Origin of the sequence: Phormidium pseudopriestleyi FRX01, from assembly GCF_017313335.1 — a bacterium.
GTDB lineage: Bacteria > Cyanobacteriota > Cyanobacteriia > Cyanobacteriales > Laspinemataceae > Laspinema > Laspinema pseudopriestleyi.
The window spans coordinates 1-12,363 of record NZ_JAFLQW010000124.1 but is presented as its reverse complement, the minus strand read 5'-3'; the positions used below and the strand labels follow the sequence as shown (position 1 = coordinate 12,363).

The 12,363-nt window shown below is 48.6% G+C and carries 8 protein-coding genes; 5 read left to right on the top strand and 3 right to left on the bottom strand.

Annotated features, from left to right (window positions below; all coding sequences use genetic code 11):
- Both J0895_RS04770 and J0895_RS04765 read right to left on the bottom strand, forming a co-directional pair.
- A partial coding sequence (locus J0895_RS04770) for an MlaD family protein (protein WP_207086975.1) occupies nucleotides 1-791 on the bottom strand: 791 nt, incomplete at its 3' end.
- Between the two features lie 126 nt (nucleotides 792-917).
- Entirely contained in the window at nucleotides 918-1,700 is a 783-nt protein-coding gene (locus tag J0895_RS04765) for an ABC transporter ATP-binding protein (RefSeq protein WP_207086974.1), read from the bottom strand.
- Nucleotides 1,701-2,112: 412 nt separating this feature from the next.
- Between J0895_RS04765 and J0895_RS04760 the strand changes: the two genes are divergently transcribed.
- Both J0895_RS04760 and tsaE read left to right on the top strand, forming a co-directional pair.
- Nucleotides 2,113-3,510, top strand: a complete 1,398-nt coding sequence (locus J0895_RS04760) for a gluconeogenesis factor YvcK family protein (RefSeq protein WP_207086973.1) — start codon at nucleotides 2,113-2,115, stop codon at nucleotides 3,508-3,510.
- 289 nt (nucleotides 3,511-3,799) lie between these two features.
- Complete coding sequence (tsaE, locus tag J0895_RS04755; RefSeq protein WP_207086972.1) at nucleotides 3,800-4,276, top strand: tRNA (adenosine(37)-N6)-threonylcarbamoyltransferase complex ATPase subunit type 1 TsaE; 477 nt, start codon at nucleotides 3,800-3,802, stop codon at nucleotides 4,274-4,276.
- 103 nt (nucleotides 4,277-4,379) lie between these two features.
- Here the strand turns inward: tsaE and J0895_RS04750 are convergent, their stop codons facing one another.
- Nucleotides 4,380-5,717, bottom strand: a complete 1,338-nt coding sequence (locus tag J0895_RS04750) for a dihydroorotase (RefSeq protein WP_340643448.1) — start codon at nucleotides 5,715-5,717, stop codon at nucleotides 4,380-4,382.
- A gap of 471 nt (nucleotides 5,718-6,188) precedes the next feature.
- Here J0895_RS04750 and lepB point away from each other — a divergent pair, with 471 nt between their 5' ends.
- The 3 genes from lepB to J0895_RS04735 all read left to right on the top strand — a co-directional run bounded on the left by lepB (nucleotide 6,189) and on the right by J0895_RS04735 (nucleotide 12,083).
- Nucleotides 6,189-6,818 (top strand): signal peptidase I, encoded by a 630-nt coding sequence (lepB, locus tag J0895_RS04745; protein WP_242541056.1) that lies wholly within the window; start codon nucleotides 6,189-6,191, stop codon nucleotides 6,816-6,818.
- A 460-nt stretch (nucleotides 6,819-7,278) separates the two neighbouring features.
- Nucleotides 7,279-8,688 carry an ATP-binding protein gene (locus J0895_RS04740; RefSeq protein ID WP_207086970.1) on the top strand — a complete coding sequence of 470 codons (1,410 nt, stop codon included), beginning with the start codon at nucleotides 7,279-7,281 and terminating at the stop codon, nucleotides 8,686-8,688.
- A 680-nt stretch (nucleotides 8,689-9,368) separates the two neighbouring features.
- Complete coding sequence (locus J0895_RS04735; protein ID WP_207086969.1) at nucleotides 9,369-12,083, top strand: diguanylate cyclase; 2,715 nt, start codon at nucleotides 9,369-9,371, stop codon at nucleotides 12,081-12,083.
- The last annotated feature ends 280 nt before the right edge of the window (nucleotides 12,084-12,363 follow it).

Below are 12,363 nucleotides of genomic sequence, written 5' to 3'. Positions count from 1 at the left end.
ATTTGATTGGTGGCGGTGCGGATATCCCCGGCGATCGCCCCATATTCGTTCACCGTCCTCCCCAATTGGGTCGAGATTGCCCCCACCTGATTAGCTGTATTGCCAATTTGTCCGGCGGCGGCATTTAGGGCCGAAGCCGATTGAAGAGCAGCGGAGGAAAAAAGACCTAACTCTCGTTCCACAGATTGGGTCAAGACATTGATTTCGCGGCTGAGTTGGGTAATTTCAGCCGTAGCCACTGTAGAGTTTTTCACCAAGGCATTCAGATTACCAAAAAATGCCGGATCTGAAAATAAATTCGTCAACCGCATCGAACCGCGAACCAGTTCGTCAAAATTCACCCCAATCTGTCCCTCAAGACGCTCACGATTGCACAAAATCAACTCCGTATTGCAGTCCGAGGCCAGGGGAGTCGTGGTTTTAATCACTTGAGGGGGTAAAGCCTGGAGGGGCTTGATATCCACCCAAGTTTCCCCAATTAATCCCCCCTGATTGGCCTCGATCAAGACAGCATTGGGAATCACTAGGCTTGCTGGAGCCACTACCACTTCCACATCCACTCCATTGGTTCCGGGGATAATATTGGCAATCCTGCCCACGGTGACTCCCCGGTAGCGCACTGCCCCTCCCACTTGCATTCCAGCAACGTCGGGGAATGACACGACCAAGGTATAGCTTTCTCGGCCTAATCCGACCCCTCGCAGCCATAAAATAATGCCGCCAAATAATCCTAAACCGGCCAAAAGTAATAAACCAATTGATCCTTCTCTGAGCTTTCGTGACGAACGCATGGGTTCTCCTTCTGCGATAGTTGCTCTTTTGACGTTGTTGTTATGATTTTGACTCCTACCTGTGCAGTGCCACTTCTCCCCCAGTGCCACACTGCAACCCCATGCTGCCTTGCGATCGCCAGGAGTTCAACCGGCTAGTTGAATCGGTCCGATAATGCTCCCACTGAAAAATTGTCGGACTAAGGGATTATCCGTGGTGTCAATGACCTCGATTCCACCTTGCCACTGCACTTTCCCATCAAATAAAAACACGATCCGATCAGAGGTCCGGCGAATGGTGCTATCTTGGTGCGTGACCATCACATAAGTGCTACAGCCGCCTCGGGCCGCCTGTAAATCTCGGATTAAATCTTCAATCACCGTAGAGGCGATCGGATCTAACCCCGCCGTCGGCTCATCATAGAGCAACACTTCTGGACTGGCGGTGGGGTCGTCTGGATTCGCCATAATCGCCCGGGCAAAACTTACCCGCTTTCGCATCCCTCCAGACAGTTCGGCTGGGTATTTATTGCCGATTCCTGGCAACCCTACCATTTCTAGCTTATCCGTGACCAGTTGTCGAATTTGCTTGCGGGATAATTTGGAGTGTTCGTAGAGGAAAAATCCGACATTTTCATCTACGTTTAAGGAATCAAATAGGGCCGCATTCTGAAAGACCATGCCAATGCCAATGGGATCAGCTAAATCATCCATCCAGCGATCGCGGCGAATTCCCTGCACATAAACTTCCCCCGCATCAGGCTCCAGCAATCCCGCAATAATCCGCAAGATTGTCGATTTTCCAGTCCCAGAGGGTCCAATGATTGAGAGGGCCTCGTTTCGGTAAATGCATAAATCCACTTCCTTTAAAATCACATTCCGACCAAAGGACTTAGACACTCCCTTCAATTCAATTAACGGCTCACTCATCGGCTCAACTGCGGTAACGCTCTGCGGACTGGTCACTAAAGGTTAAGTATAGTAGTCCAGCCTCCAGGCTGGTTGGAAGTCCATCGTCGCTACTCTCCCCAGGGATGGAAAGCTCTAGCTTCAAGTCAGCCTGGAGGATTGTTGCACCACGCAGCCTCACCCTGCATCGATTCTAATCCGGACCCGCTGCCTTCAACAGGGGCGATTCTGGCCCTGGACTCTCGCCATTCCGGAACAATCCAGATATCCTGGTAAGCATATTCTCTTATTTGGCCTATGGAGATGACATCTGATCCGTGACAGGCTATTGTCCGATTGAGTTAGGAACAGACCTTTTGCAATTAGAATCAAAACCAAAAAGGTTTAATTTCCGGCTCTATGCTCTTTATAATCCCTACTCCCAAAATTAATCATGTCAATTGGTTTACTCAAACAAGCTTTCCATGCTCTCAAGCCGGACCCTCTGTTTCGGCGAGGGATGCGATTTAACCATTGGTTTAAATGGTTAGCCCCTGGATTATTCGTGAAACGCTGGCTACTCTTAAGTGCGGTTGGGGTCTTATTAACCATTCTGGGTTTGGCAATTTGGGTTAAACTGACCCCGATTTTTTTCGCGATTCAGTTGACTGAAAAAACCCTAACCCAACTGGCGACGGTGATTCCCAGCTATATCAGCGGTCCCTTTGTCCTCCTGTTTGGAATTTTCTTTATTCTCTGGGGCCAAACCCGCACTGTTGGCTCGATTACGGAAGTGTTAAGACCCGGTGCCGAGGATGAGTTGATTGATGTCTTACTGCATCACCGGAAGTTAAATCGGGGCGCGAAAATTGTGGTGGTTGGGGGTGGCACGGGTCTTTCTACCCTACTCCGGGGACTCAAGACTTACAGTGCCAACATTACGGCGATCGTCACCGTAGCGGATGATGGCGGGTCCTCGGGACGACTACGCCGGGAAAATGGAGTGCTGCCACCAGGAGATATTCGCAACTGTTTAGCGGCCCTGGCTGATGAGGAAAAGTTATTAACGGAACTGTTTCAATACCGATTTAAGGCGGGAAATGGTCTGACGGGCCACAGTTTTGGGAATCTATTTCTGACGGCGATGAGCGATATTAGTGGGGATTTGGAACGGGCGATCGCCACGAGCTCTAAGGTTCTGGCGGTCCGGGGTCAAGTCCTCCCCTCAACCCTCTGCGATGTCAATCTCTGGGCGGAGTTGGCCGATGGTCGTCGCATTGAGGGAGAATCGAGTATTACCGAAGCCAATGGCAAAATTGTCAAAATCGGCTGCACTCCCGCTAATCCACCTCCTCTGCCTAAAGCAATTCAGGCGATTCGTGAGGCCGATTTCATTATTTTAGGCCCCGGAAGTCTCTATACCAGCGTGATTCCCAATCTATTAGTGCCGGAAATTGCCGAAGAAATTGCCAAGCGCAATATTCCTAAAATCTATGTCTGCAATATCATGACCCAGCCCGGGGAAACTGATGGCTACACTGTCGCTGACCATATCACCGCGATTGATCGTGCTTGTGGATTAAAGCTGTTTAGTTCGGTTCTGGTGCAACAACAAATGCCTTCGGCTCAATCGTTAATTCGCTATTCCCAAGATAATTCTCATCCGGTGTATGTCGATCGCCCCACCATTACTGAAATTGGCCGCAATGTGGTGTTCGCTAATGTGATGCAGGAGGACCGGGAAACGGGTTATGTCCGTCACGATCACCAACTCTTGGCTCAGGTGTTGCTCCGCTGGTACGCTCACGTTCATATTAAAAGCCGTGCCAGGATCCTCTCTGTCGCCCGCTAGGGGCGATCGCCATCTTTCTTCTTCGCTGCTCTCTCACCATTCCTCTCTCCTCACACTCCTTTTCGCTGCTCTATCTGCTCCTGTTATCATTTATAAACTCATCCACTTTTTTGGACTAAAATTACCTAGACTGAATGACTTTTTCACCCGCTCAACAATTTAGTATTTAACGAGGCAATCCTTCGTTCCAATTAATCGCTATTTATCGGCAATTCTGTTATAATTTTTAAGGTTTTAACGCAGTTCGTCGTTCTTTTCTTGGTTCACTCTTTCGTCTATTCCTTCATCAATGAGTCAATCCATATTTAAATTAGTGTTGCCCTCCGCTGAGGCGACCAAATCCCTGGGCTTCACCCTCGGACAATGCTGCCCTCCAGGGACCACCATTTTACTCGAAGGAGACTTAGGTGCGGGTAAAACCACTCTGGTGCAAGGGATTGGGTCCGGTTTGGCGATCGCTGAATCCATTGTCAGTCCCACCTTTACCTTAATTGTGGAATATCTCGAAGGTCGGATCCCCCTTTATCATTTGGACCTCTACCGTTTGGACCCCACCGAAGTCTCAGGACTGAATCTGGAGAGTTACTGGGAAGGGATTGAGACGGAACCGGGTCTCGTGGCGATCGAATGGGCGGAACGCTTACCCTACAAGCCTGATGATTATTTACGCCTGGTCCTAACTCATCAGGACCAGGGTCGTTACGCCGAATTAATCCCCGTTGGAGACTTTAATTTGAATGCCCTGATGCCATTGGCGATCAAGTGACTTTCCCAGGTTGGGAGTTGGGACAGCAACATCCGGTGGGTTGCGACAACCGGCGGGGGATCAATCCCCCGGCGGAGCTCTGGGCAGGATTAACTAGGCAGGATTAACCTCCAAACGATAAGGCTTTACCGCGAATGTCGGTGTTGAGTTTTCCGTGATCATAGACCACTTGACCACCCACAATTGTTACCACGGGCCATCCGGTGAGGTTCCAGCCCTCGAACGAATTCCAGCCACATTTGCTGACGACTTCTTCTCGTAATACGGGACGATAGGTGTTTAAATCCACGAGGACTAAATCAGCATCGTAACCGGGAGCGATCGCCCCTTTGTTGGGAATTCCATAGCCTTTGGCAACGGCAGTAGACATCCAGTGGGCCACTTGGGGGACGGTACAGCGTCCCTGCATAGCTTGAGTCAGCATCAGGGGCAGGGAGGTTTCCACTCCGGGCATTCCCGATGGGGTGTTGGGATAGCCTTGGGCTTTTTCTTCTAGGGTATGGGGGGCATGGTCCGTGGCAATAAAATCAATCACCCCATCGAGGAGGGCTTGCCAGAGAATTTCGTTATCCTGGGGCGATCGCAAGGGAGGATTCATCTGGGCGAGGGTGCCAATAGTGTCGTAGGCACTGGTATTCAAAAGCAGATGTTGGGGGGTGACTTCAGCGGTGACCCAACTGGGTTTATCTTCGCGCAACAGGAGGGCTTCATCTCCGGTGGACAGATGCAAAATATGCAGGCGGCGTTGATATTTTTTAGAGAGGCTTAAAGCTCGCTTGGTGGCGATTAAGGCGGCTTGATTATCCTGGATTTCAGAATGGACCGCTGGATCAGTGCGATCGCTAAACTGTTGACGGCGTTCCTCAATGCGGGTGCGGTCCTCAGCATGGACGGCAATCAGGCGATCGCCTTGACTAAAAATCGCCTCCAATGCCGCCTGATCATCGACCAACAACGGACCCTTCATCGACCCCATAAAAATTTTAATCCCTGGGCTGGGATGCGCTTCCACCAAATCCGGTAAATGCTCTGCAGTTGCCCCAATAAAAAAGCCATAATTAACTAAGGACGAACGAGCAGCCCGAGCCAATTTATCATCCAAAGTCGCCTGGGTGGTAGTCAGGGGTCGCGTGTTGGGCATCTCCAAGAATGAAGTCACCCCTCCCCTAGCACAAGCGCAACTGGCTGTAAACAGGTCTTCCTTATATTCGAGTCCCGGTTCCCGGAAATGAACCTGGGGGTCGATTACCCCAGGCAACAAAGTCAGCCCAACCGCGTCAATCACCTCCAGATTATCGTCAGGGTCGGGATTTTCAGCTAAACCCGGAATATCCGGTCCAATCTGGCGGATTTTTCCCTCTTGGATCAGGACATCACCCTGTAAAAATTCTCCATCGGGCTGTAAAATCCGGGCTTGTCGGATTAATAAATGGTTTCTCATGGTCAAGTTCCTTGTGTGTTGTTCAACCTAGTTCCGTTAAATCAAGGATATCCCGTTCGGGGGTTTTATGTGGGGAGTCAGTTCACCCCTCTAGTTGCCAAAATCAGACCGACATTTTACACTGGACGAAGATATGGACATTGATACAATACAGGATCGATGTTGGGGCGTGATTAACCCTCTTCCCAGATCGAGGGACTAGATCTTCGTACTCCGAGCTTAACTAGAGTTTTTAGGTTGATTTTCTCAACCTGACTTGGAAAGGGGTGAAGATCCTGAATCAGTCCCTCAATCATCCAGCTCATCTGGTTATTAAAAGTACAAAGAAGTTCGGTTTATAACTGATGGTTAAAGGTTCGAGGAAGTAGATGGGATTTTAAGCCCGGTCTACTTCTCCAGGGAGAGCCAATTTCCTATCCTCTCCAATATTGTGTTAAAACCTAGCAGCACTATTAGGTCAAAAGTTCAAACATGACTCGTGCAAAAGAAACTGTGTCTGATATAAATTCTCAGCAAACTCCCCCTAACAATCCGGTACATAATCCCGAAAATCCTTGGGTGGAAGCACTTAAGACGATTGGTTTGAGTGCGATTTTAGCAATTGGGATTCGTCACTTTGTGGCAGAAGCACGCTACATCCCGTCCGGTTCGATGCTACCGACCCTGGAAATTAACGATCGCCTGATTATCGATAAATTGAGCTATCGCTTCACGAGTCCAGAACGAGGCGATATCGTCGTCTTTTCTCCCACGCAAACCCTCCAAGACCAAAATTTTAAAGATGCTTTTATCAAGCGGGTGATCGGGCTGCCTGGGGAAACTGTGGAAGTCAGAGGGGAACGAGTTTACATTAATAATATCCCCATCAAGGAACGCTATATTGAAGAAGAACCGACCTACCAATATGGGCCAGAAATTATTCCTGATGATCAGTATTTAGTGCTCGGGGATAATCGCAATAATAGCTACGATAGTCATTACTGGGGTTTTGTCCCTCGGGATAAAATTATCGGTCGTGCGGTGATTCGGTTCTGGCCCCCCAACCGCATGGGAGAATTGAATCCACAGCCCGTCTATATCCAAGAGGCTCCACAGGAGTAGTACACGGAGTTGGGGTGTTTCCATCCCAAGGAAGTAATTCCGGGATTACCAGTTGGCTAACTAAGACTTTCTGTTGAATGACTGGGTATTTTTCTGGTTTTACCCGTCCTGAAATCCCTGGATATAAAACAAGATAAGTTGTCAAATTTGACCCTTCTCTAGCTTCAGGTAGTGGTCTGAAGAGGTGCAACCCTCACCCTAAATCCCTCTCCCATTTTTGGGAGAGGGATTTAGGGTGAGGGTTGGGAAAAGAGGTTGGAGAGCAAGGCTATCATGAACAGAATACAGAATGGAAATAAGGGCGATCGCAAGCGGGCGATCGCAACCTTTTGGTTGATTTGGTTTATGATGAGTGCACAAATGTCTAAAGGCGATCGTCCCAAGGGTCGATAACCCATTTACAACCTCATTGTAATTCTACTGTTTAGGCGTCGGTGTTGACCGGCGATATCCCTTTATCGTGCCAAATCAACCCCATTCTGAACTCTCAAAGCCTGTATTTTTTGAAGGAAGTTATCGAGATCTGCGTGTCGAATCCATCCTGGGAGAATTACCCCTGTTTGATTTCCAGGTGGATATCACCCGACGCTGCTGTGATATCGTTCGCACTTTTGAAAAATATCCCCTTCTGACTGGGGTGATTTTGCGAGATGCGGGAGAATTTGTTGGGATGATGTCTCGACAGCGACTGCTAGAATATTTGATTCGTCCGCGAGCGAGTGAGTTGTTTTTAAATGCTCCGTTGCAAATGCTTTACAGCTATGCCCGGACTCAAATTATGCTATTAAGTTCCGAGACAACGATTGTCCAAGCGGCACGACAGGCATTCCGGCGATCGCCTGAATTATTAGGCGAACCCCTGGTCATCCAAACCAGTTCCGATAACTATCTATTGCTCAATATTCATGAATTAAACCTCGCCTATTGGCAAATTCGCGGCATTGAAACTCAATTGCGGTTTGAACAAATTCAAGCGCAATTGGTACAAACAGACAAAATGGCCAGTTTGGGACGGTTAGTCGATGGGGTGGCTCATGAAATTCTCGACCCAGTGGGATTTATTTGGGGAAATTTAACCTACGTTACCAGCTATTCCGAGGAGTTAATGGAGTTGGTGAACGTTTATCAAAAGTATTTACCCGAGTCTATACCCGAAATCGAGGATCTCCAGGAAGAGATTGAATATGATTTTTTAAAAGAAGATTTGCCTCGGGCCATCTCTAGTCTCAAAAATGGAGCCAATCGCTTAAAACAGTTAGCCACTAGCTTGCAAAATTTTTGTCATATTGATGAAGTTCATCCCAAACCCGCTGACATTCATGCCTGTATTGATAGTGTTTTATTGCTTTTAAAAAGCCGCTTTAGTGGCGAAATTGAAATTACAAAAAACTACGGACATTTGCCTCCTATATCCTGTTACGCTTCTCAACTCAATCAGGTCTTTATTAATATTTTAAGCAAAACTATTGATGGATTAATTCAGGAAGCCGTTCATCAAAAATTTTCTTTGGAGTTCAGTGAAGCTGGCTTTCGCGCCCAACCTCAACCCGATCCAACCCGGTCCAGAATTTTTATATCCACAGAATTGATATCCCGACCCGCTTTAATGCCAACCCAGCCGGATTCTCGGTGGGTTTCAATTAAAATATCTGACAATGGGTTGGGAATTCCTCAAGCTAAAATCAATGAAATTTTAGCCTCCTTTGGAATGTCTAAATTGGCAGAAAAAGAAACTAGCTTTGCGGTGAGTTATTGGATTGTCACGGCCAAACATGGGGGAGAACTTTATCTGCGATCGCGCACCCTGAATTCAGAGGATTTACCCCCAAACATCGGCACCGAGTTTGAAATTCTCTTGCCGGGGGTTTAACCGGATGAAGTCATGGAGAAGTTCCCTCAGACGGGATTGCCTAAGTGGGATATTCCAGTGCCCTCGGTAGAGTAAAGAGATTGCTACCCCTGGATTCATCCATCGCCCAGATCCCCTCAATGTTGCTCGCCAGGATAAATCTGGCCCGTCGGGGGTAGAACCGCCAAAAGCCCTAATCTGGGGGGACCGGAGAGCTGAGAAACCGGGTTTCTGTCACAGATTTGTTGCTCTTATGTAGAAAGTGTGTCAAGCAACCCGGTTTCTGGTCCCGGGGGTCTAAATACTGTACCAGGACTCTCGGTTACGACTTCAGGGAGAATGAGAGTACCACCCCAATAGTCCGGGGGACTCGCCAGGGCTGCATGAGGGGCCGTTGGAGGCTCTCCCTTCCCAACGAAGTGTAATGCCTGAAGAACAATTAAATTTTGTGACAGAACAGCCCTTATAATTTATCTTAGATGCGCCAGTATCTTAAGGGGTTGGTTATTTTGTTTTTATAGTTTTTTGGATAATTAATCTGGACAGGACTCGCTTAAAAAGGCCGAACCTTATCGGGAAAGCAGCAGGAAATCTAGTCTGATGCTTTTGGGCGATCGCCCGACAAAAGAAAGTCAAAATAAAAGCTGAGTATCCTCTATTAATTTTGTAACGTAGAAAATTTCAGGGGAGGCACTGGCATCATGAATAGTAAACCCCAATTAGTTCAACAGGAATCCTGCACAGAACCGATCTCTGAGTCCAATCAGGGGCCGGAACTGGATACTCAACTGAGTCGATCGCCCCAGGTAGCAGGGCCTGAACCCTCTGCAGGGGAAGGGAGAGACCGACTCTGGGGCGATCGCACCCTCGCCGAGTGGCTCAAACCCTTAGTTGAGAGCATTTCAGAAAGCGTCATCCTCAAAGATGAGCGCGGATGTTGGCTGCTGGCAAACGAAGGCGCATTGAGACTATTCCAATTAATCGGGGTGGAGTATGCAGGTAAAACCAACCACCAGTTGAGTCAAGACTATCCCATCGCTCAAGAAATCTTGAGGGCTGATACAGAATCTGAGCAAACCGCTTGGGAACTGTCTAAGACAATTGATAACCGAGTGGAATTTCCCGCCCCTTCCGGGGAACTGCGGTCCGTGGAAATCAAAAAAACCCCGCTATTCAACAGCGATGGCACCCGACAAGGTACGATTGCGGTGGTTTGGGACCCAGAACTCACCGATCGCCTCCGGGTTGAAGAGTCATCCCGAGGGAACCTGGGCAAACATAAGGACACGATGGAGACGATTCCGGATTTGATGCTGTATTTAAAAGCAGATGGCACTATTTTGGACTGCAAAAATGTGCCGGAACAAACGACAGCGATCCCGCCCAATTTTGAAATCGGGCTTTCTATCTATGAAATTTGGCCCCTATCCGTCGCTACGGAAGGGATGAAATATATACTTCAAGCGTTGGAAACTGGGGACGTTCAAACCTGGGAGTATGAGTTAACAATTCATGGCAACTGCTATAGTCGGGAAGCGCGGATTATGGCCTGTGCTGAAGACCGGGTTGTAGCAATTTTGCGGGATATTACTGAGCGCAAACAGGCGGAAGCGGCCCTAGAGTATGTGGCGCAAGCGGTGGAAAGTGCCAGTGATGCGATCGCCATCAGCGATGCCAATGGCAATCATATCTATCATAATTTGGCCTTTTCTACTCTGTTCGAGTATGGCACTGTTGAAGAGTTGAAGGCGGCAGGGGGTCCCTCGGTACTCTATACTGACCCGGAAGTTGCCCGAGAAATCTTTGAGGCGATCGCTCAATCTTGGATTGGCTCGGTGGAACAGCGCACCCGCAGCGGTAAAATTGTTCAGGTGTTGCTCCGCGCCGATGCAATTAAAGACCCCACCGGTAAAATTATTGGACGGATTGGGATTAGTACGAATTTAACCTCACAAAAACAGGTGGAAGCCGCACTGCAACAATCCAAACAAAAACTCTCTCTGCACTTGGAACAAACCCCTTTAGCCGTGGTGGAATTCAACCTCAACGGAGACATTGTGGAATGGAATCCGGCGGCGGAAGCAATTTTTGGGTATAGCAAAGCGGAAATCCTCGGACGGGGGATGGCGTTGCTATACCCAGCAAGGGAACAACTGGATGCGGGTCAACGATGGCAGGATCTGTTGCATCAAAAGGGAGGCGCTTGCTCAATTTGTGAAAATGTCCGGAAAGATGGCGGTAGGACTATTTGTGAGTGGTACACGACTCCCTTAATTGACCGGGACGGTGAGACGATCGCCGTGGCATCTCTGGCTCAGGATATCACCGAACGGGTAAGGGCGGAGGAAGCCATGCGTCACCAGTCTGACCGGGAACGACTGGTGAGCCGAACTCTGGCCCGAATTCGCCAATCGTTGAATTTAGAAGAGATTCTGAATACGGCGGTTTCGGAAGTGAGACAATTGTTGGATTGCGATCGCGTGGTGGTGTATCGGATTTGGCCGGACCAGTCTGGGAGTGTGGTCACGGAATCGGTGGTTCCTCCTTGGCCGACAATGCTGGGACAAAGTTTTGGAGAAGAAATTTTCCCCCCCAGTTGTTATGAGCGGTATTGTCAAGGAACGGTCAAGGCGATCGATGAGCTCAATGCGGCGAATTCTCCCCAATGTTTGATTGAATTTTTGCAATCCTTTGGGGTGAATGGGAAAATGATTGCGCCGTTGTTACATGAAAACCGCCTTTGGGGGTTGTTGGTGGCCCATCAATGTAATGGGATTCACCATTGGCAACCGTTTGAGATTAGCGGGTTTGAACAGTTGTCCGCTCAACTGGCGATCGCCATTCAACAATCAACCCTGTTTAAACAGTTGGAAGCGGCGAATGAAGAATTACAGCGGATTGCTTCTTTGGATGGATTGACTCATGTCGCTAACCGGCGCGCTTTTGATGAATGTCTCCATCGGGAATGGCGGCGAACTATTCGGGAACATTCGATGATGTCTTTGATTTTATGTGACATTGATTTTTTTAAATTATACAATGATACTTATGGGCATCAAGCGGGGGATACTTGTTTGAAACAAGTCGCCCAGGCGATCGCCGATGCCGTCAAGCGCCCCGCTGATTTAGTCGCTCGCTATGGGGGAGAGGAATTCGCCGTCATTCTTCCCCATACCAATGCCGAAGGAGCGATGCAGGTGGCGCAGACCATCCGAAATCAGATCAAAGCCTTGCGGATTCTTCATGCTCAGTCCCCTGCGGGTTATGTGTCGATTAGTTTGGGAGTTTCGGTGACTTTACCTCGCCCTCAAGACTCGGTGGAGAAATTAATTCGGAGTGCAGACCTTGCACTATACAAGGCGAAATCCCTCGGGCGCGATCGGGCAGTCTTAGAAAAATATTCCGCCTCGCTTTAATCTAAATTGATGGCAAACATTCAAGGCAAAGGGTGAGAATATGGGCCTCATCTGCCCAGTTTCCACCCTGAAAAGAAAAGGAAAAAGCAACTTGCTTTTTCCCATTCAATCCGGTGATTACCGGAAGATCGGCTGATAATTGAGCGGCACTTTATTCCCAAGAATCAAGGTCAAGGGCTTTGGAACCACCGCGTTGGAGTTGCATCAAGAGATTACCCAACTGAGACCAAACCAGCCAAGCCGTTAAAATGGTTAAGGGGAAGGAAAAAACGTAGGAAAT